Origin of the sequence: Phaeodactylibacter xiamenensis (assembly GCF_965229835.1) — a bacterium.
Classification (GTDB): Bacteria; Bacteroidota; Bacteroidia; order Chitinophagales; family Saprospiraceae; genus Phaeodactylibacter; species Phaeodactylibacter xiamenensis.
This window is the reverse complement of the sequence record NZ_OZ245931.1, coordinates 1,187,989-1,211,946: the sequence shown is the minus strand read 5'-3', so window position 1 is coordinate 1,211,946 and position 23,958 is coordinate 1,187,989. Positions and strand designations below refer to the sequence as shown.

6 protein-coding genes are annotated in these 23,958 nt (G+C 49.1%); 3 read left to right on the top strand and 3 right to left on the bottom strand.

Annotated features, from left to right (window positions below):
• Window positions 1–123: 123 nt before the first annotated feature.
• On the bottom strand, window positions 124–1,863 hold the full coding sequence (locus ACO08I_RS04415; protein WP_282775725.1) for a hypothetical protein: 1,740 nt from the start codon (window positions 1,861–1,863) through the stop codon (window positions 124–126).
• A 2,365-nt stretch (window positions 1,864–4,228) separates the two neighbouring features.
• Here ACO08I_RS04415 and ACO08I_RS04410 point away from each other — a divergent pair.
• Window positions 4,229–13,675, top strand: a complete 9,447-nt coding sequence (locus ACO08I_RS04410; RefSeq protein ID WP_421948613.1) for an SdrD B-like domain-containing protein — start codon at window positions 4,229–4,231, stop codon at window positions 13,673–13,675.
• Between the two features lie 680 nt (window positions 13,676–14,355).
• Here the strand turns inward: ACO08I_RS04410 and ACO08I_RS04405 are convergent.
• Complete coding sequence (locus ACO08I_RS04405; RefSeq protein WP_421948612.1) at window positions 14,356–16,158, bottom strand: hypothetical protein; 1,803 nt, start codon at window positions 16,156–16,158, stop codon at window positions 14,356–14,358.
• A 5-nt stretch (window positions 16,159–16,163) separates the two neighbouring features.
• On the bottom strand, window positions 16,164–18,053 hold the full coding sequence (locus tag ACO08I_RS04400; RefSeq protein ID WP_421948611.1) for a hypothetical protein: 1,890 nt from the start codon (window positions 18,051–18,053) through the stop codon (window positions 16,164–16,166).
• A 310-nt stretch (window positions 18,054–18,363) separates the two neighbouring features.
• Between ACO08I_RS04400 and ACO08I_RS04395 the strand changes: the two genes are divergently transcribed.
• Both ACO08I_RS04395 and ACO08I_RS04390 read left to right on the top strand, forming a co-directional pair.
• Window positions 18,364–20,217: a tetratricopeptide repeat protein gene (locus tag ACO08I_RS04395; RefSeq protein ID WP_421948610.1), complete on the top strand. Its 1,854-nt coding sequence runs from the start codon at window positions 18,364–18,366 to the stop codon at window positions 20,215–20,217.
• 607 nt (window positions 20,218–20,824) lie between these two features.
• Window positions 20,825–23,947 (top strand): SusC/RagA family TonB-linked outer membrane protein, encoded by a 3,123-nt coding sequence (locus tag ACO08I_RS04390; RefSeq protein WP_421948609.1) that lies wholly within the window; start codon window positions 20,825–20,827, stop codon window positions 23,945–23,947.
• Window positions 23,948–23,958: the final 11 nt, after the last annotated feature.

The window sequence follows — 23,958 nt, the reverse complement described above, 5'->3', positions numbered from 1 at the left end:
GTCAACTCAACTGCTGGCAAAGCAGGAGAAGCCTTAGTGAGCAGGCCCCGGGCCTATTCTGGTTAATAATCAGGGCTGATGTTTAGTTTTACCAACTAAGTCACGGGTTCGAATTGGGAGCGCTTATTTACTGGATGTCCCCGATTCTATTGTATTATGTGAGTCTAAAATGTTTTGAACATGACGTTTTGAATACCCAACCATATTTGCAAGGGTTTCAATATCAGTTTCTGGATTAGTATCGAGGACTTTAAAAATGAGTTCCTGCCTCTTTTCGCGAATTAACTGACCGGGAGAGGGGAGAAGAAGATGTTTAAGTTTCCGATAGAGCTCTCGTTTTGTTATATCGAAGTGAGCACAAATTGTATCAACTGTGACATTGTGGATGTTTTGATTGATATAGTCGTCTATTTGGGTTTCGAATGAGGATGGTAAGTTGTTGATTAGAGGGGGACTGTCTTGACTTTTCAAATGTCGTTTAGAGATAAACACGGCGATAGTCAGGAGCCCGATCGCAGTGGCAGTGAGGATAGAGATAATCATACCATTAGGATATGAAGGAGCTAATGTAGCGATTGTATCGCTTTTCGAGGCGTCACTATTAGTGAGCTTATGGAAATCATTAGGCTTCCAAGAATATACACCACTGATTGAACCCATGTAGATAGTACCGTCATTTTGGAAAAGGGAGCGTTTGTTGAAATCTACTTTCTCCAGATAGCTTTGAAATGAATAGTCAGATAAATCAATGTGATATAGTCCGTAATTAGTACCGCACCAAAGGAAGCCTGATTTGTCCTTGATAATGTTTTGAGCTTTAATTGGTTTATCGACTTGTAAGCTTTGTAACAATGGAATCATAGAGTGATTCTTGGTATCGAAAAGAAAAAGCCCCTGATCCGTTGCTGTAATTAGTGCATTACCGTGAGCAATGGTCTGGTTGTAGTAGTACTTTGGTAAGCCGTAGGGCTTTGCTTTATAGTCTTTTGTCAGTAGTACGATATCCTCTGAAGTAGAAAGGATGAAGCCATTTTTAGCTGGAGTTATCCCTTCGATACAGCTTCCTTTGAGTAGATAGGAGATATTGTCAGGTGTTCTTATGGCGAGTCCATTAGTTGTACCTATGAGCCAATCACTCTCTGGAGTTTGTATTATTTGGGTTATGTTAGGGCCATCTCCGTCCTCTAGTCCAATGATGTCCTCACTAAGCGTGAGCCTTTGTATACCTCTATCTTTTATGCTGTAAAGGTTGGGGCCTTCTGTGACATAAAGCTGACCTGATGAGTTTTGATAAAGGGTTCCTCCAATTATACATGTATCTAAAACTTTAGCACCCTTGAATAAGCCATCGTATGTATTGTAATAGAAATCTTTATTCCAGAACGCAATACCGCGCACAGAATGAGCACGAAGACTTCTGTCAAAAGAATGTAAAACCTTAAATTTGTAAATGTGATAATCTGTTGCAACATAGAAGTTTGAAGAGCTATCTACAGCTACAGTTGGCATAGGGTGCAAATCGGAGGAGGGGAGTTGATCGAGCCACGAAAGGTAGCTTTGCTTCAAGTTGCTGATTTTGACTTGGACATCATATTCGCAGGGGCACTTTTCATAATAGAGGCTGTCGAGGAAAAAGATATGACCATTGAAATCTGAGTCATAAAGACGAGTTGCGCCACTGTCGCCATCAACGTAGTATACACCTGTGCTGAAAGATGCAAAGATATTACCATTGCTATCATTAGCAATGGTGCCAATTGACTCGTTATAAGTGAAGACTTTTGTAAGAAGGGTGTCATTTCCCAATATTCTGCTTGAATAAAGTAAGGATATCAAGAGCAGGCAGCTGCTGAGTTTGTGCATATTCTGATTTTTAAAGGTGAACACAAATAATAGATGCTAGTGTATTTACCTGTCCGAATCTAAGAAGAAAAAAATGAGACTTAACTGCTTCTTAATATACAAAGCATTTCTCGATCATTTGATCAAATAAATCTCAATTGATTTCAAGCTTTTGGTTGTCAATCACTTGAAGTGGAATCCGTGTTTGTGCTTAGCGGGAGAAAGGGGTGAAAGTCAGGGGGGAGGCACTACACTCTAAAAGTGGTAAAGAGCCATAAATCACTTTGCACGTGGCCATGTAAAAAGGCCAGTGAAATAGTAATTGCTTGATAATCTAGACTTTACCTGAATTAAGCCAGAATTACTCTTTGCACTCATGAGATCCTTACCATTGCACTGGTTTGACGTGCCCAATCCACTGCTGTTTTTTTAAAAAGATGCCAAATATAACTTTAATTATTTTATTCTGCCACTTCTTGTGTATCCACTGAGAGGGCGGGCTTTACCGGTACGCTGTGTACTTAAGCTACTGAGCATTTTGAACGAGCAGCTTTTCCTCAATCAAAGCACTGCTGAGCCTCGATTTCAAAAAAGGGACCTATAATTCTCTCTTTTCATAAGGATAGGATAGACGAACACGAAACGAATAGAAAGGAGAAAAGAGCCCTACACAGAGCACTAGGAGTGGTTTCTTTTCTTACCAAGTTTAATGAACAGGCTGTCTGCAAAAGCAGGCTGACTGCATCATTTCCTTTGCTGCTATGAAATTTCGTGCCTCCATGTTCCATTTTTTCGCTCGTCCTGCATCGAAATTGTTGGCGATATTGACCCTCCTGCCCTGGTTATGTCAATATAATTGTCCTGAATTCTTATTACGAAAGAGAATCTTCAAGTTTTCAACAAAAATCATAAGCTTATGAAAAAACAAGGACAAAAGACAATGGTAGAACTGGCGAAGCGAAACATTGCGTGTAATGGCCGTAGTAGATGGGGCAGCCTGTTAGTTCGGATTCCCTGGCAGGCGAGTGTCTGTCTGATCTTATCGTTATGTTCTCAGGGGGCAGGTCCGATAGCGCCTGGGGAGAATATTCTTGGAAGAAGTAGCGGTAGGTCCTATGATGTTTGAAGAGAGTATCTGGAAGTCTGTTGCTAAGCAAATAGCACAATACAACAAAACTAAAATCACATGAAGATTTACTCAAAAAATGTGCACAAAAACCGTGTTTGTCAAAACACAACTTCACTCATGATTACTCAACTCTCAAATTCAACTCGAAGGTTGAGCCAAAATAGCTTCTTACTAGTCCTCTTCTTTGCAATTTCCTCCGCGTCAGTTTCTTTTGGGCAGAGTTGTGACTGTACGGAGTACGTTTACCTCAACGAGCCAGCTATTGGTTCAGTTTTAAAGTTCGAAGTAGGGGCTGAAGTTGCGCTTACAGAAGTGGTAGGAGTCAATGGAGGTGCTCCGCCGGCCCAGCACTGGTATCCAGGTACGGGGGTGTCAGAAATGCCTAGTCCACATGGTTTAGGGACTGATTTGAACGGTAGATTATTTATTGGTGCAAACGTTGGAAATAGTGCAATACGTGAATTTGATTGCGATGGAGCCATCAGCCCTACAGGTCCAACAACTATTCTTAACTTTGGAGATCACCAGAATATATTTGGTATAGGAAACACATTGTATGTGAATACTAGTGGTGGTCCTACTGCTTTTAACTCCTGTACAGGTGAAAACCTGGGACAGCTTTGTCTAAATGGTGCTGAAGGTAATTTATGGGGTTTATCTTATAACCCCGTGACGGAAACGGTTTATGCTGCACAGCGCGGGGGGAGTCATAAAGTATGGGTTTTTACACGAGCTGAATTAGAAGCGGGGATAGCAGGTACAGGTGCTTGTATCGACCCACTAATCACAAGAGGTACTAACGAAGTGGTGAATCCCGGGGAGAATTTTTTACCCAATACCTTTGAAAGTGTCTTTGGTGTTGTAGGTGATAATTCCGGGAACATCTATGTGGTTAAATCTAATGTAGATGGAGGAACATTGACCTATATTATTAAATATGATGCTTCAGGAGGGTATATTTCACAAACTCTTGATGGTATATGTGGTACGACACCTTGGTGTGCAGGGATAGGTTTGGCTTGGTCTGAGGCTACGGATCGGCTTTATTTGTCAAATTTTACGGACAACGCGGCTACGGATTGTATTTCGGCATTCGATGCAAACACTATGGCGTACGTTGGTACAGCTGCAGCGAACCCGGGTCTACCCCCAGATAATAGGGGTAAAGCTATCTCTATTTTAAAAGAGTGTTGCCCGGTTGGGTTGGCATCAAATTTACAGAAAGAAGTACGTGGAGCTCAGAATGACAAATTTTTCTTGAATCAGGAAACATTTAGTGAATGTGACGGTGTAGTCTGTGGTAGTAGCTGGACACCAGTAGGTACATTGACGAATATGACATTTGATGACTGTGACAACAGTATAACAGTAACAGGTCCGGGGTGCGGAACATTTTCATTGGACATTGGTGCAATCACAAGCACCGGTTGCGGTTCTCAGTCAACTACGCTCACGATTTGTAATGTTGATACCGATGGAGATGGCATTTCAGATGGCGATGAGGATGAAGATAATACTGACCCGATGGATCCCTGCGACCCTGCACAAAGCCCTAACTACGCGGGTTACGATGCGGAAAATGAAATCTGGGCTGCGGGTGACTGTGATGATGATGGTTTGACGAATTCAGAGGAGCTGGAAGCGGGCACTGATCCTTACAACCCAGATACAGATAGAGATGGAGTTATAGATGGTACTGAGGTTGAAGATCTTACCGATCCGCTTGAGCCATGCGATTACGAGTTTGCATCGGTAACCCTGGCAAAAGGTTCACTTTGGGCATTCGCCGATTGTGACAATGATGGTCTTTTGAACGAGGTTGAGCAGGATGAAAATACGGATACGGATGGTAATGGTACACCTGACTTTTTGGATAGCGATGATGATGGAGATGGTATTCCAACTAGTATTGAATTGGGAGAGCTTACCTGTATTGATGGTTTTAGTGTCAACCTAACGGGGGGGCTGAGTACAGGTAATCAATCTATGGATGCCTACTTAGATTCTTTAGGGGTGTTAATTAGGCATACGGATGCCGTTAACTTTATTCCCAATACCACCTTTTTTAATATTATTAATCATCCAACTTGGGATGAGGAAGGTGATACAGATGGGAAAATGATTTTTCAACCCAACTCCGGGGTGAGTTTTTCCTATTATGAGTCAGATGGTGTTACGAAATCAACAACAGACGCTTTTTCCGTATGGAGTGACCCTGTCACGGGGTTAGGGACTATCCGGGTAATTGCGAGAGATATAGATGGAAATATCCTTATTGACCGGCAAGATCCGGATGGGTCCAAACATTCAGTCAATACTTCAATGACTGAAGGGGTCAGAATTCATGAATTGGTTTTCGCCAATTCGACATCCGCGATTGACTTGCTTTCGGTAGGTCAAACATGTACTCCTCAAGATTCAGATAGTGACGGGCTCCCAGATTATTTCGATTTGGACAGCGATAACGATGGTATTCCCGATGCAGATGAAGCAGGAGAGGGGTACGCCTTTGACATAGATGAGGATGGCATACCTAACTACCTTGACTTAGATAGCGATGGGGATTCTTGCCCGGATGCTGTTGAAGCGGAGAGTGGGTTTAATCTTTTTGAGCTGGATGAAGAAAACCGCCTCCCTGGGGAAGTGAATGAAGATGGCATCCCCCTGGCGGCGATTGAAGGTGAGATGGTAGGGCTTGAAGCGACACAAGCCTGGGGTAGCGAAGAGTTTTTTGGTGAGCTGTGCGGCTCCGACCTTGGCGGCTACGTCTGGCTGGACAATGACCGCAACGGGTTATTTAATCAATGTAGTAACGGAGTAGCATTGGAGGAATCGGTATTTGGCTTCTCTGAATGTGAAGTAGGGCTTGCTGGCGTGCAGGTACGCCTGTACGGTACTGATGCCAACGGTAATCCCGTTGATGAGGTGCAGATGGCAGATGAAGACGGCTATTACCTCTTCGAGGTGGTACTGGCCGGCGACTACTGCATGGAGGTCAGCTTTGAAGGGCTGGACAATGCGGAAGACTACGTGCTGACCATCCCCAATGTAGAGTTCAACATGATCGACAGCCTGGACTCTGACTACTCCCTGGAAGGGGAGCGGTGCTTTACTTTGGAGACGGGAGCAGCGAGTGTCTATGACCTGAACGCCGGTGTCTTCCTTGATGCAGATGGGGACTACATCCCGGACGTGAACGACCCGGACATTGGTGGCGAGATGCTGGACCCACAGGGCTTCATCTACTGTGAGAATACGGGCGAGATCATCAGCGGTGCGGCCATTCAGGTAACGGGCCCGGGCAATGTGACGATGGTCGCGGACGGCTCTACAGGCTTCTATCAGTGGTTTGTGGACGCAAGCGGGGTCTACACGATGACACTAACAACACCAAACGGCTATGGTATCAGCACGGACTGTACTGACAGCGGTCAGCTGGACCCAGAGCCGGGCATTACAATCGTGGGCAGCTCAGAGGAAGCAATGAGTGGCTTCATGGAAGACGCGTCCTGCGGTGCGAACCCGTTCTACATGGAGTTTGTGCTTTCACCGGGCGACCTGGTGCTGAACAACAACCTGCCGCTGGTATGTGCCGAGATCGGCGACCGTGCATGGAAGGACTTCGACCGTGACGGTCTGCAGAGCCCCGGCGAGCCGGGCTTAGGCTACACGGAAGTGCGGCTGCTGGACTGCGCGGGCAACGGCGTGGACACAGTGGTGTCGGACATCGAAGGGCGCTTTTTGTTCACCGGGCTCCCGGCGGGCGGCTACGTGCTGGACTATGAAGGGCGTGCCGAATGGGCCGGCAGCCTGCCGAACCTGTGGTCGTATGCGGGCTATCAGGCCGGCTCAGCAGAGCTGGACTCCGATATTACGGCGAGCGGTTCCACGGAGTGCGTGACGCTGGGCGTAGGGGAGAAGAACTACACAGTGGACGGCGGCTACGAAGTGCCGTACACGTACAGCTGCAACTGCGACGGCTCGATCACTTTGGAGTGGTCGCCGGTCAGCGGGGAGCCTGGCGTGACGTACACGGTAGACATAGAAGACAGCGCGGGCAACCCGGTGCTGGACTACGTGAACATGACAGAAACGAGCGTGACGATCGCCCACGGCACGCTGCAGAACGGCGAGGAGTACCGCCTTGCGATCACGGAGAACATCAGCACGAGCAATGTCGTGTCCATCACCGGGCCACTGTACGCAGACTGCAACCCTGTGCCAATGGCATCGGTCATAAGCGCTGCGGGCCCTGCATGCCCCGGGGGCACAGACGGCAGCGTACTGTTTGAGCTGGAGGAATCAGGCTGTGCGGGCCGCTACGCGGTGTACCTGGAGCAGGCTGGCAGTGATATATTGGTCGCAGGGGACACGACGCTGGCGAATAGCTTCAGCGTGAGCGGGCTTGGCGAAGGCAGCTACAGCCTCCGGGTAGAGCTATTGGATACGCTGAGCTGCGGCTACGGCGTAGGGTGCTTCCCGCTGGAGGTGGAAGATTTTGTGGTGCTGTCCAATCAGGACATGGAAGGCCCGTCGCTGGGGGTTTCAGCGCAGGGCGGCGTAGGGCTGGGCTCTGGCGCGTCGTTCACTTATACGCCCCCTGAAGGGGAGTGCGGCGTACAGCTGGAGTGGCTGGCGATCACCACGGACAACTGCAGCGCTGTGGGTTCCATCGGGCTGAGCGTGAGCATTGAGAGCGATGTGGCAGGCGCGGCCCCCTGGGCGACAGCCGTACAGGCGAGCTCCGGCTATGCGGTGAGCGTCCATGCAGGCATAGGCACGAACACAGTGGTGCTGACCGCCACAGACGAGGCGGGCAACAGCACGGAGCTGTCCTACGAGATTACGGTAGTGGACAACCGCGCCCCAGAGATCTACGGCCCTGGCGACATGCAGGTGCAGATCCCGGGCTGCGAAGACGGCATGCCTGTGAACTGGCAGGTATCAGCAATAGACGACTGCAGCCTGGACGTGGAGCTGGTGCAGATCAGCGGCCCGCAGCCGGGCGATGTGCTGGCGCCAGGAGTATACACAGTAGTCTACGAGGCTACAGACGACTATGGCAATACGAGCCAGTACAGCTTTGACATCACCCTCACGCAGGCGCAGAGCCCTGCGCCGATCGTGGACGTGTCCGGCAACGGGCAGTTCGTGATCGAAGACTGTGCTGAGGACGGCTTTATCGTCTTCTCGGGCCATATTTATGACTGCGAGCTGCAGGCGGGCGATGTGCCCGACGGGCTGATCAGCATTAGCGGCGCGCCACTGGAGATCACCTACATCCTGGTGAACGAGGGCTATGCGTACTTCGAAGCCACGGGCAACCTGAGCGCCGGCAGCTACCTGATTGTTACCAGCTACGAAGGGGTAACAATAGGCCATGCTGTAGAAGTGGTGCAAGGCCCGGACACGCCGGCGGTAATAACGATGCCCGGCAACCTGGCCTACCAGGTGCCGAACTGCGAAGGCGAAGCGGCGGTAAGCTTTGCGGTACAGCTGGAAGACGACTGTGATGAAGACTTTGGCACAGCCAGCTTCACGGTGAACGGAGCGCCAGCGCCCCCATTCGACGCAGCGCTGTCGGGCCCTGCGAACGGCTACTTCGCGTGGAGCCTGAGCCTGAGCCCTGGCGTGTACACCATCGTGGGCACGTACACCGATGGCGGCGGCAATACCACCGAGGCTACGGCTACAATTACGGTGAACGCGGACGAAGACAATTCCGCCCCCGTTATCGTGTACCCATCGCAGAACATCACGGAGGAACTGGACCCCTGTGGGCCGGACGAGGCAGAAATCTGCTTCCAGGCTACGGCCATTGACGATTGCGAGGGCGATATTGTGCCCACGGTAACGGTGACAGGCCCTGGCGGCGCTGCCATCCAGGTGACGGCAGACGGCACTACCTACTGCTTCACAGCGGGCCCTGGCCAGTACACGGTGAGCATAGGGGCGGTGGACGCAGCGGGCAACAGCACAAGCGAAGCCTTCGGGGTGTCTGTCACACAAGACGATGCGCCGGAAGCGAACCTGGCGTGCAACGATGATATCAACGTGACGCTGGACGAGAACTGCTCCCGGGTGATCACAGCAGATATGGTGCTGGAAGGCAACTTTGGCTGCCTGCAGGAAGACGATTTCGCCATCACTATCGTCAACGATGACAACCCCGCCAACGGCAACATCCTTGACGGGCACGGGCAGTGGATTTACGAGATTGATGGGCCGGACGTAGCAGGCTTCGAGCCATGCTGGGGATACATCACTGGCGAAGACAAGACCGCACCAGTTGTTGAGTGCCCGGACGACACAGACGTAGCGACGATTTCTGAGTCTGTACAGAAGATCCAGGGTGCCCTTGAGACCACTGACGCACAGCTTGAGCTTGCGGACTACTCTTGCTTCCTTGACGGAGCGGGCCCAGTTGCAGGCGGACAGTACTATGACATCATCGAGTTCCAGGTGAGCGCAGATGATATCTACACGATCTACCTGAACACTTCCTGGGGCGATGGCTTCACTGCACTGTACCAGGGCAGCTTTGATGCGGACAGCCCATGTGAGAATATCCTTTACGCAGCGGATGACAACATCCTTGGCAACGCAGGCCCAATCGGCGGCTTGTTCGACCCACAAGTGCGCGTAACGCTGCCACTGCGTGCGTACGAGACTTACTTCGTGCTGGTTTCCAGCTTTGGCTCAGACGTGACTGGCTCCTACGAGCACACGATCTTCAGCGACGGCAACGGCCTTGTAGGCGCATGGAACTTTACAGAAACGATGCTGCCAGACTGGACGATCCAGTATGACACGACGTTCTCTGCCCTGCCATCGACTACTGAGCAGCTGTCTATCCCGCTGTTCTGTGACGACTTCGACCAGATCTACGGCGGCGACGCAGGTTCTGTAGCACAGGAGACTGCATTCATCAGCGGCACTTACCAGTGGGTAGGCGCGCCAAGTGCGACGGACAACTGCGACAACAACGTAGACATCACAGCGACGGACAGCTTCACTTCTTCAGGTGACTGTGGCGACGTAGTGATCACGCGCACGTTCACTGCTATTGACGACCAGGGGCTGACAGACGAGTGCCAGCAGCAGATCACGATCCGCAAGCCAACGCTTGACGACGTGAACTTCCCAAGCTTCACAGCAGTAGTAGAGTGCGACGAGGACTACCCAGCGCTGGCGAACGGCAACCCGGCTCCAGAGCTGACTGGCTATCCGTTCATCTTCACAGCGTTCGGCATCTTTGACATCGCTCCGAATTACTGCAACATCGGCGCTTCTTACGAAGACCTGCCAACAGTAGACGAGTGCGAAGGCCGCTTCAAGTTCCGCCGTGAGTGGACCATCTTTGACTGGTGCGACCCAGGCAGCAGCCTGCTGGTGAACCAGCTGATCAAAGTAGGCGACTACACAGCGCCAGAGGTGTCTTGCCCAGCGGGCACGCCAATCGCTTACTCTACAAGCCCATTCTCTTGCGGTGCATCTTTCGAAGTGCCAATGCCAAGCGTGAGCGACAACTGCTCTAACGTAACGGTATACACTGAGATCGTGACGACAACAGAGGAAGAGGTGATCAACCAGTACGGCCTGCCAACCGGACAGTTTGTGATCGACACCGTAGTGGTGCGCACAATCCAGCCTGGCGCGAACCGTTTTGTATCCTCTATCCCATTCGGCGACCACTTCTTCCGCTATGTGGCAGAAGACGACTGTGGCAATGAGACGGAGCTGTACTGCCCATTCTCAGTGATCGACCAGATCGAGCCAGTGGCAGTATGCGACGACCAGCTGAACGTAAGCATCGGCGGCGGCAACATCGTGCCTGGCCAGCCAGCGCTTGCACGGGTGTTCGCATCTGACGTGGACGAAGGCTCATGGGACAACTGCGGTGATGTATCTATCGCGATCTTCCGTAACAACTTCAACCCGGTCACTTACACTTGCGGCACGCAGAACAGCGTAACCGGCGATTTCGTCGACTTCTTCTGCTGTGACGTAGGCGTTACATCTGATATCACACTGGTTGTAACCGACCAGTACGGCAACCAGAACTCCTGCTGGCTGAGCGTTACGCCAGAGGACAAGATCAACCCATTCTGTGACGCGCCAGACAACGTAGTTGTGGATTGCGACGGCCTGCCATACGGCTTCGACGCATCTGACGCAGGCCAGCTGGAAGACCTGTTCGGCATGGCGACGGGCGCAGACAACTGCGGTGTAGCATCTGTACAGCAGGTAGCATCGAACGCTGACCTGGAGTGCGGCTACGGCTCCATCACTCGTATCTTCCGCGTCACTGACGTGAACGGCCTGAGCAGCACAAACAGCTGTGTGCAGGTGATCACGATCAATGAGGTGCACAACTACGAGATCTACTTCCCAGAGGACGCTGAGGCGAACTGTGGCACGCCAACGCCAGACACCGTTGAGTACAACGAGCTTGGCTGCGACCTGCTTGCAGTGACAAGCAACGACGAGCAGTTCTCTGCATCCGGCGACGAGTGCTACAAGATCTTCCGTACGTGGAAGGTGATCAACTGGTGCCAGTATGACGGCGAGAGCGACCCTTACATCGTGGGCCGCGACGAGGACTGCAACGGTGTTCCAGGCGATGGCGACCGTATTGCGAACAACGGCAACGGCTTCTGGCTGCTTGCACGCCCGAACGGCAAGATCTACTTCGACCGGGACACAGACGAGACACCTGACAACAACGTACCAGGCATCAACTTCTGTGGCGTATCGAACGACTACTACAGCTTCGAGTATGACGAGACTGGCTACTACCAGTACACTCAGATCATCAAGGTATACGACGACACCGCTCCTGAGATCAGCTTCACGCAGGCAGACGCATTCTGCTCCCTGGACAACGTGAACTGTGATGCGAACGTAACTTATCCGTTCAGCATCGATGAGGACTGTACGCCAGACGACCTGACGATCAAGGTGTTCCTTGACCCATTCCTGAGCGGCGACCTTGTACAGCTGACAGGCGTGGTATCTGGTTCTTACCCAGACTACACGATCACAGTGAACGACCTGCCAATCGGCAGCCACGCGTTCGAAGTGCACGTACTGGACGGCTGTGGCAACTCAGACCTTGCCATCCTGCCATTCGACATCATCGACTGCAAGGCGCCAGCGCCAATTTGCATCAACGGCATTGCGATCGAGCTGATGCCAGTAGACGAGGACGGCGACAACCTACCGGACCCGGGTGCAGGCATGGCTGAGATCTGGGCGAGCGACTTCATCGCTTCTCCGATCACTGATTGCTCTGAGCCGATCAAGTACTCTATCAACCGTGCAGGCGAGCCTAACGACCCTGACCAGACCGGCCTTGTGCTGACTTGTGACGACGAAGGCACGCTGGTGATCGAGATCTGGGCGTACGACGCAGCTGGCAACAGCGACTTCTGCGAGACTTACATCCTGGTACAGGACAACATGGGCGTATGCGGTGCAGCAGCACCAATGGCAGCCGGTGCGGTCAATACCGAGGACAACGAGCCGGTAGAAGATGTACAGGTCAGCCTTTCCGGCCAGGCTTCTACAGCGATGACGACTCAGAACGATGGCGCTTACGTATTCACGAACCTGACATCAGGCCTTGACTACACGATCACGCCACAGCGCGACGGCGACTACCTCAACGGTGTGTCTACGTTCGACCTGGTACTGATCAGCAAGCACATCCTGGGCGTTGGCCCGCTGAGCACGCCATACCAGCGTATCGCAGCGGACGTTAACAACTCTGGCTCTATCACAACTCTGGACCTGATCCAGCTGCGCAAGCTGATCCTGTCTATCGATACAGAGTTCGCTAACAACACCAGCTGGCGCTTTGTGGAGACGGCTTACGTCTTCCCAGACCCATCTAACCCATGGGCAGAGCAGTTCCCTGAAGTGATCAACATCAACGACCTGCCTGCGACAAGCATCATGGATGCGGACTTCGTAGCCGTGAAGATTGGTGATGTGAACGGTGATGCGGCAGCAAACAGCTTTGCAGTAGTTGACGAGCGCAGCTACGAAGGCACTTTTGCACTGCAGACAGACGAGCAGGAGCTGAAGGCGGGCAATGAGTACCGCGTAAGCTTCACAGCTGCTGAGCTGGCACGCATCGAGGGCTACCAGGCGACGCTGACGCTGAGCAACGGCGTAGAGCTGGTAGACATCGTAAGCGGTGTAGCTACTGAAGACAACTTCGGCCTGTCTTACCTGGGCGAAGGCATGATCACGACAAGCTGGAACGGCGAAGCATCTGATGCAGAGCTGTTCACACTGGTATTGCGCGCAAACAGCGACGTGATGCTGAGCGAAGTACTGGGCGTAAGCTCAGCAGTTACGAAGGCAGAAGCTTACGGCAAAGACGGCAGCTTCCAGGACGTAGCGATCGAGTTCAGCACCGGTACTGTAGCGGGCGCAGGCTTCGAGCTGTACCAGAACCAGCCGAACCCATTCAAGGGCGAGACTGTGATCGGCTTCAACCTGCCAGAGGCAGCACAGGTGACGATCACCATCAGCGACGTAACCGGCAAGGTACTGAAACTGTACCGCCAGGATGGCTCTAAAGGCTACAACCACATCACGGTTAAGTCTTCTGAGCTGGCGGCGACAGGCGTAGTGCAGTACACGGTCAGCACCGGTACGCACAGCGCGACGAAGCGCATGGTAATCGTGGAATAGCGATTGCAAGATGTTTTACTACGAGCAATAGCATTCGGGGCGTAAGGTGTTTTACGCCCCGCTTTTGCTCCTGACTGATTACGTAATAGTTTTGTGCTAATTCAAAGCGCCCCGCACCGGTATTTGGTGTGGGGCTTATTTGTTTGCAGATTCTGCAAACTTATTTTGAAGCCCCGAAGTGGGTAATTGCTATGTTATCTTGCGGCGTAGAAGCAAAGCCCCGTGCAACTAAGCAGATGGGAATTATAGATTAGGGAGTTTCAGGGAAACCTGTGTACATATCGAAAGCCGGGCAATCTTTCTAAGGTTGCAGGCAGTAGGGTAGGCCATTCCCACCTGAGTGGTTGTTGAAACATCAATGTATCTGGGCTGCTAATACTGGTGAACCGGTTTTTGGATAAACTCCTACATCAAAATTGACGCCCAATTGATTCCATCTTGCAGGGTATGAAGGATTGAAGCCTTTACGGATTGGCTTAAGCTGGACATCCGGACAAAACCGCGGGTTAGTCTCCTGTCAGTTTCATCCGGATGTCTCACAAAATCATATTTAGTTTTTCGAGAGCTTTAGTTTTGACAAGCCACTAGTGCGACTAAACCGAATTGTTTGATAGTGTTTTCACGCTTAAGCCTTCTGTAGTGCCTGATCTTTAACTGTCAAATATTTACGGCTCAATCCACTAGATGTCATTTTCCCAGAAAAACTGTACTGTTGTACCGTTCCCATCTTGATTGACCAGCCCTTCGACAGTAAAGAGGTCCTGCCCGACTACTGTATGGACTCCAAATGCTTTAGCTTTCCAAAAAGTCAAAATAAAAGGGCTCATTGGATTAACATCAGAAAGTGGCGTTACTGCCCACCACTCTTCATGGTTGTCTCCCTGCAGCTCCATCATCAAAGATTTTTCAGTACCATCTGAGCTAAGGTAGTGCATTTGTACTCCTTTCCACCAGGTAACATTGGTATTGGTTTTAAACCCAAACTGAATATTTTTGTCTGTCCTCGGGGTTTTAGTTACCGTGATTAGGTTGTCGTTGTCTACTGTATAGCTCTCTTGAAGTGCCTGTAGCTGTGGAATAGGCTTAGTGTTCCCTTTGAAAAAAGTACCTGCAGGGTAGCTTGGGCCTGAGTATTTTGCCCAGTAAACATCGTGATTGTTCGTGCTGTCTCCGGGAGGTGTCCAGACCAGCTCAAATGTATTGCCGTCTAAAGAAATATGTCCTGCTTTAGCAGTATAAAGGTAGCCTTCGCTTTCGACTACATAGGACCATTCCCGGTTTTTGCTCCAGGTTTGAATTGGAACTGGCAGACCAAGCCCCATATGTACCAAAGAATAGAGGTGGCTAACCTTTTGCCGGTCTTCCTTTTCTAAATCCTTGATAAGCTTAAATCCTTTTTCCTCTAACTTCTTTACGTCCTTAGCTATTTTATTTAGGGCCTTTAGCTCGCAAGCCATGTCGTCAGTGGGCGGATCCTCTGACTCGTAATCAATAGGATGGTCGTCGTCGTCAGGAGAAAGAACCTTTGCATAGAGCTGTTCTGCCGGACCTTTAATGAACTGGTACTGGCTGCGAAGTTCTTTGAAGGTTTCCTTCATAGGATCAGGGATTTTAGCCTTGATATTCTTATAAAGGCTTTTAGCTTTAGCAATGGCTTTTTTTGCGGTGGTTAAGTTTTTCGTAGCACTTGAAGAATTGGAGTTGCAATCATCTTCGTCCTCATCTTCGTCTTCGTCATTAGAATTATCTCCATCCTCATCCTGGTCGTCACTACTATCGTCCTGGTTATCAGAACTATCATCACCACTGTCTGTATCTTCATCGCCATCAGGATCGCTGCCATCACCGCTATCTGTTCCGGAATCATCATCCGCTGCCTGATCAGCGCCATCGGCTGCATCATCGGCTAAGTCTTCCGTCTGCCCTTCCATTTGTGTAAGAGCTTCGCTGCCCATATCTGCTGCCGCATCACCACTATCTTCTGCCGCGCTGAAGACTTCCGGGAATTCGGTAGCGACTTCCGAGGTGGTTTCGATAGACATTTCGGTAGTTTCTGCTGCAGTTTCAATAGCTTCGGCGGCGTCAACGGCATCAAGACCAGCTTCTGCGCCTGTTGTAGCTACTACTTCTGCGATGGCACCCGCTTCCACTTCTGCTCCAGCCCCGGCTGTAACCACGGTAACTACAAGCCCGGCAACAATCATCAGTGCATCCCCAACAAACTGGAATACCTCTTTGAACGTATCCCAGTTACGAATAATATCAGGTGGCGTATAGCTCACCTCTTGCCCCGCATCAAGACCGTCATTATAACAAAGCGCAGGGATGGCGCTTTCAAAACACCCTTCATGGTAAGCGTAGACCCAGATTTTCTCGGTACCTTGGTTAGTGAACGATACAGCTTGTTGGCTGGTCTGTGCCACACTATGGACCGTCAGTATCCAAAAACTGAGGAGCACAAGCAACGTTTTCTTTAAAAGCATATTTGTTATTTTAAATGAGTGAATGAATGACGAACTTGTCCCAGCGTATATATTGGGAAATCGAGATACAAACCCAGATTAAACCGAAGGATATCAGTTTCCTGCCCTCCAGGGTCGGTCCTGCCGTTGTTGACCATAGCGGCACTAAGCCCCAGGCTAAGCGGGCTGTTCTTTAATCCAAGAAAATATCCTGCACCCGGCGAGACAAAGGCTTCCAGGTTGATCTTTTCGGGAAACTGTCCACTTCGGATATCTTCCGCATCCTTGATCAGAAAAGAAAACGGGGCTCCAAGGTCAATGATCTGTAGTAAGAATGTATGGGCATACTTCCCTGTACCCATACTTAGAGCCGGGCCAGCGCAGATACCCATCGCTGTATGGAGGCCTCTCATGTTGCGGTCCGGGTGAAGGCTTGTTTCCATCCCGGAATGCAAGCCTGCATATCCCATCAGAAGGTAGGTCCGCTTGTTCTTTCTAAGGCTGGAAAAACTGGCATGTGGGAGGTAGATTTCCTTCAGGACCTTCTGGAAGCTATCCAAATCATCCTGGACTGCAAGATTCCCTAGTAGAAGCAAAAGCGGATGATTGTAAAGAGCTAATTCTTCTGCAATATTCATCAGTGCTTTATGCTGAGCTGACTTCGATTTGTTATGGTATCTGAGGTTGGCAATCGCAGACAGAATTTGCTCAGCGTCAAGAGCATCCTCAACGGACAAAAAGCACCCTCTTAGATCAAGGAAAGTTTGGATGAAATCCTGGAGTAGTTCAGGTCGCCGTATATTCCAATTTGCCCGCCGGGTATTTCTAACGAATCTATGGTAACTAATCATACCCTGAACATAGTTATCCGGGAGATTATCCATTATCTCAGAAGGTGCGGAAAGCCCGGGGGCATATAGCCCTGCCCACCAATGGCACAGCCGGGCTACTCTGCCACTCTCCTGCAAGCGTTTGATTGTGATAGGATGGAGGGGCTGATTGGCACTTACTTCGAAAGCCTCATTCAGAAATGAAAGCCAGCTATTGACCGGAAAAGAGGTCTCATCGTTATCTCCAGGAAAAACCGGAGGATCAATATGCCCTTGCCAGTAACGGTCTAACCAATACTCCCCTTCCTCAATGATCCGAGTACTTTGACTACTAAGCCGGCCTGTCTGTTGCAAGGCATAAGGAAAACGAGCGTCAAGTTGCTGATAATCGACTGCAAGAGCCGCCTTGAAATGCTGTAGAGCTACTGATGCCGGCATACCTGTTGAGTAGTTGAGTATTTGCCGGCTCACATTTGGGAATAAGATATGAACAAGAGTGTCAGTTTCCTGCAGCTGCTGCAACTCTGTTTTTATTATTCCAACAGCAGATTCTATGGCTTCTTCCTCAATTGCGTTAATCAGCAGCTCGTCGGTCACTTGCAGCCAAAACGGCTTGGGGGAATTTAATTGCTGGCGAGCGGGCATCCTCGGCTCGTCAGGCAATTCCATTACTCTGGTTAATCTCAGCGATACAGAGTCTGATAGGGGAGGAGAAATCATAGTTTGCAGTGTATCGATCGAGATCCATTCTCGGATGTCCCGGTACTGCTCTGACATCCGAGTGCTATCATACAGTTGTTGCTCTATAGTGGCACGGAGCATATCTTGTATCTTATCTACGGGGAGATCGCTGCAAGCACCTGTGGAAAGGCAGGCTTCCCAACTTTCGATAACAGGCCTGTAAGTCTCGCCAAGTACAGACAGGAGGCTTTCTTCCTGAGTGTTTTCCCAAATGAGTAATTGCTTAAGGGGAGAGGTCGTTTCCTCCTGCGCAGTTAAAGGGCACGCCCCAACGATAATCAACAGGAGGCTAAACCCTTTTATTAGTCTTTTCATATGTTGGATGATTAGAAAAAAATAGGCCATCAGCGAAATGTGCCGCCACTGAAGTGGATAGGATTATACGCTCAGAAGTCTTTTGTCATTTCTGCTCCGGCACTTCCAATATGCGCTGAGTTGAGTTAGGTTTTGATGCGATCCACTGAAAAAGTAAGAAGAAACAAACCAGACATATTTGTTTAATACGCTGATTATCATTTTTTTATAACGTGTTCTTTACAGGCTTTTTAAAATCAGTAAATACTTGTATTTTAGCTTCTAAGAAGCAAACACAACAGAGCAGCACGCCATAAATATTCTATAATCTGCCCCGGAAGGGGCTCCGGTTTGAATAAGAATGAGTAAAATAATTATTGCTGCAACTCTGGTTTGCTTATCTCTCTCCCTGATGGCAGAATGTCCGCAAGTTATAAATGCTTTACCTCCTGATTTTTCCGCAGGACGGTTGATTTCTCATATCGTACAGATGGATGCGGAAGGCAGCCCGGACGTGGACTGCCTGGCTGCACATTACAATAAGCAGTATGTAGTACCTGCACCCTTTTCGCTGCATGCACAATACTATTATAATCATCGGGCCAATCATTTTCTGAGAAGGAGCGCTTATGACTCTGCCTTTCACTACACCCGTTTAGCATTAAAGTGTGACTCCATACTTTCTGATTCCTTCTATCTGGCAACAGATCTTGGCTTGCTGGCGAACATCCATTTGATGAAGGGAGAGTTTGATAAGTCGATTAATTATTATGAACAATCCTTAAGTGTTCTAAATCCGAGAAAACACCCGGCAAATGCACTTTCGCTATTGTCGAATCTGGGAGTAGCCTATTTAAAAACAGATTACTACGAAACAGCGATGCAGTACTTCAGGCAAGCTTTGGAGTATGGGCAATATGCAGATACGCCTTATGGAAGAAGAAGCAGGCACGTTACCCTTCTTAACATTGGAATTATTCATAAAAAGCAGGAAGATTTCCCACAAGCTATTCAGGCGTTTCATAGCCTTTTGGATACCGCGCGCCTGTATGAATATCCCTACCTTAGCTATCTGGCTCATTTTAATATTGCACAAGTTTATCGCCAAACAGGAAGTGAAAAAAACTTTTTATCTCACCTCGATACAGCCTGGAATGTTGCGATAGAGCATGATTTTAACCAGCATTACCTGCTCACCGAAAGCATTTCCCATGCGCATGAGCAAAAAAACTGGAAGAAGTTTATAGACTATCTGGAAAAATACCGCACCTACTATGAAGAGGACGAGTTGGAATGTGATCCGGAATGGGCTATTTGGAATAGCCGACTTTTGCTGGAATATAATACGGAACCGGCACAAGCCTTATTCTTACTGAGCGAAGGGTTAAACTGTACTGATTTCTACACAGAAGATGCTCTTGATCTGTATGCGCTTCGGTCAGAAGTGTTTCAAAAACTGGGTTCTTACAAGAAAGCACTCAAAAACTTAACCAAAAGCAAAGTTATAAGCGATAGTCTGGCTAGAAGAACTAACCTTCGGATTCTGGCTGATGCGACTACTAGCTATCGCGTTGCCGAATATCAGCAAATGCTGGATCAAAAGGAAAAAGAAAAGGCGTGGTTGCGAAAACGGGCAAACTACACCAATGCTCTCGCGTTGGGGCTGGGGGCTGTTTTGCTACTTATATCCTTCCTTTTTTACTTCTATCGCCAAAAAATGCAGTACAAAAAAGAAGCTCTTGAGGCCAGAAGGCAACAACTTGAAACCCTGAACAAGTCCAAGCAGGAAGAACTAGCCCGTCAAAAACAACGTCTGCTCACTCAATCTGTACAGTCCAGCCAGCTGAAAGCAAAAGTCCTGGATGCTTGTGAGCGCTATCGGCGCAATTCAGCTATGCTTACCCGAAAAGTAGAAATGGCCTTTAACGAACAGCCTGTTTGGGAAAACTTTCTCTTGGATTTTAACCAGAATTACCCTGGCTTTATTGACCGTATCCTTCAGGAATATCCAGATACATCCAAGCGGCAGTTGCAGTATGTAGTACTTATAGCCTTGGGCTTTAGTAATCAGGAAATTAGCGATATGTTATTCGTAACGCCCGGTGGAGTGGAAAAAGCTAAATCCCGTTTAGCAAGGCAATTCCAAATCAATGATAAGAGGAGGCTTTCACAGGAAATAATGAACTTGTTTTTTAGATCAAGGCAGGAGCAATAGCAGCCCTACAATCTCTATGACTTCGAGTACGCTCAATTAGTGCTAAAGTGAGGCTGCGGGCTGTTCATTTGCTTTTAGTCAATGATCCAGGTATTAAAACACAGGGCGTTCAGAGGCCTGGCAAAGTCAGTGTCACAGGGAGCGGATTTAGGCTTCCGATGCAGAGTATCTTATCATTATTGGGAGAGCTGATGCAAAAGGAACGAATAACAAAAACCGGTTTTGTAGAAGAAAATTTTTTACAAAAAGAGGAAGGCAGAGTAAAAAAAAACAGCCAAAAGAATATACAGTTTGTCTACAACAGCAGAACAGCAAATCAACAAATTTGTATAAAATCCTGTTAATGAAGGATTTGTGTTTTAAGGGGCTGGTTTGGCGCAGTTGTATTTTATTGTCGAAATATCCTATACTTGTAAGAGAAACGCGGTAATAATCTAACGGTTAAATTGTTATCGAAGTGAGAAAACACGTGTGTGCGCTATCCTCTGTTAGAAACCCTCCTAAAGGGGCTGTTTGTTAGGCAGCCTGGCTTTTGTTAATGGTCACAATGCTCGCTCTTCCCCCGGAGGAGAGGTGTAAATATTTTTATTCAAACAATCAAAACGAAATGAAAGAACATTTGAATTTCAGGCAATGGATATTGCCGGTACTACTGTTTTTTTGTGTGTCAACTGCCCTTGGACAAAACCGTATCACTGGAACAGTAACAGATTTGGAGACCGGAGCGCCGCTCATTGGAGCTACTATAGAAAATATAGGCAACGGTAATGGTACGGTTACAGACCTCGATGGTCGATATGCTATCACTGCCGAATCAGGTTCTACCTTGCGATTTTCCTACATAGGGTATTCCAGTGTAGACCAAATAGTAGAGGCTGAGTCCGTTTTGGATATTGCTCTGTCCTCAGATGGCGAGAACCTTGAAGAAGTGGTTGTGACTGCTCTGGGTATCCGAAAGGAAAAGAAAGCGCTTACTTATGCAGTACAGACTCTGCAATCTGAATCTATTGTAGAATCTCAGCAGCCCAATATCGTTAACAGCCTGCAGGGGAAAATTGCGGGAGTGATGATCAATAACTCGAGTGGGGCACCTGGTGCTTCTTCTGTCATTATGATCCGGGGAGGAACTTCACTGAGCGGTAACAACCAGCCTCTCTTCGTAGTAGATGGCATCCCTATTGACAATAGTTCTCCTGTTGGCGGAGGGATAGGGCTTAGCGCTCAAAATACGAACAACAGCAACCGGGGAATAGATATTAACCCGGAAGACATAGCATCTTTGACTGTACTGAAGGGGCCTGCTGCAGCCGTATTATACGGTCTTCGTGCTTCAGAGGGAGCCATTATTATTACTACTAAAAAAGGACAGGCAGGAACTTTCCGTATCAACTACAGTAATGCCTTCTCCTATGATGTGGTCAATAAGGTTCCTGAATTCCAAACGGCCTATAAGCAAGGTATCGATGGCAACTTCAACCCCGATGCGCGGAGTTCATGGGGCCCTGCGTTCGGTGCCAACGAAACGGTATATGATAACCTTGGTAATTTCTTTCAGCCTGCGGTTTCACAGCGCCACGATATTTCTGCTTCTGGCGGTAGCGAACGTAGTACTTTCTACCTTTCCGCTAGCCGCTTAGACCAGAACGGCATAGTACCGAATACCAGTTTTGACAGGACTTCTTTCAGGTTGTCTGCAGACAGCAAAATCGCTAAAAACCTTAGTGCAGGTGGTTCCGTCAACTATATCAATTCTCAAAACCAGTCAACCCTTGGTGGATCTGGCATAGCAGAGACTAACATCATTGGTGTGACAGGTGGCGGCGGCGGCGGTACGATCAGAGGATTGTACAACTGGCCGCTCAATGATGACGCCCGCAATTATCTCACTGCAGATGGGAGGCAGCGTACACTTCTAGGTGTTGACAATGATGCTTCGTTTGTAGACAACCCATATTGGAGTGTATACAATAATCCGACAAGCAGCAATGTAAACCGTGTCATTTCAACAGTCAACCTAAGTTATGACCCTTTCTCCTTTCTCAACATAACCTATCGTGCAGGCACTGACTTTTACAATGAGCAGTTTACCTCCATACGAAGTGCAGGCACCGTAATTGGAGGAGAAGAAAAAGGAGCGATCACAGAAGTCGACCGTTTCAATCAGATTACAACTTCTACTCTTGTTGTTACAGGCAAGAAATCGTTTGGGGGGAATATTAACACGAGCCTCGCTTTGGGCCACAACCTTGAGTCAGCCCGAAACACTTCTGCCAACTGGTACGGCCGCAACTTCATCGTACCAACCTTCGCCAGCATCAATAATGTTCTCCAAAACGAAAGGGTGATCTCAGCAGGAGGCTCCCGCCGCAGAATCGTTGGTGCTTTTGCTGATTTTAATGCGGACTGGAAGTCCATATTATTCCTGAATATCCGGGCACGTAACGACTGGTCTTCTACATTGCCGGTAGCCAATCGTTCCTTCTTTTACCCCTCTTTTAGTGGGGGAGTTGTGTTGACAGACCTGCTCAATGAGATAGGAGCGGTCAATGGTGAAAGCGACTTCATCCCTTACGCAAAGCTGCGTGCTTCATGGACCCGGGTAGGTAAAGATGCGCCCCCACACGTGCTCGGCAATACTTACTTTAATACCACCAACTCTTTTACGGCAGGCCCTCGTGGTTTTATTGCTAATGTCTATGCTTTCGGTGCACCGGCACTGCGCCCGGAGTTCACCAACGCATTCGAAACGGGTGTGGATATCCGCCTGTTCAGAGGAAAGATCGGCGTTGACTTCACATACTACAATATGAGCTCGGACGATCAAATCCTTTTCACTCGTGTACCTCCTTCAGCCAGTTCTTTCATCTCCTATCTCAATGGTGGAAGAATAGATAACGAAGGCATTGAGCTTATGATAAATGCCACACCGATAAAAAGGAGCAACTTCACATGGAATGTAGACCTCAACTTCTCCCGGAATACTTCCACCGTTGTGGAGCTTCCAGGTACGTTAGACCGGGTAGAGCAGTCTGATGCCTCAGTAGATGGCTTTGTCGCTCAGGGAGCCGGTTTCCTGGGACAGTCTCTATTTGGCATCAACGGTGATGTATGGAAGCGCAATGAAGAGGGACAATTATTGCTTGACGATATGGGCTATCCTCAGGTGAGCTCCATTAAAGAAATTATTGGGGACAGGAACCCTGATTTCATTGCTGGTTTGACCAACTCTCTTCAGATTGGGAATTTCAATTTCTCCTTCCTATGGGATTTCCGAATAGGAGGGGATATCTACAACGCCACTGAAAACGCTCTGGTCCGCAATGGGTTGAGCACTAAAACGCTCGAACGCGGATCGGTCACTACATTTGAGGGCATTATCGAATCAACGGGTGAACCTAATACCCAGCAAGTCGTATTGGACCAAAACTACTACCAGACTATCCTGCGCGGCAACGGCCAGCTGTTTGTAGAAGACGGCAGTTGGTACCGCCTCAGGTATGCCACCTTATCCTATCGCATACCAAAATCATTTTTGGATCGAATTAATATTAAGGGTCTGGAAGTGTACGCTACCGGTCGAAACCTCATCCTCATCACGGATTATTCGGGCGTAGACCCTGAAGTAAGCTCAGGGGGGGCAGGCGTCCTTGGGACAGGCTCTATGGGTATGGACAACCTGGGCACCCCTTCGACCAGAGGTGCGGACTTTGGTCTCAGATTGAGCTTTTAATCAATGATTAA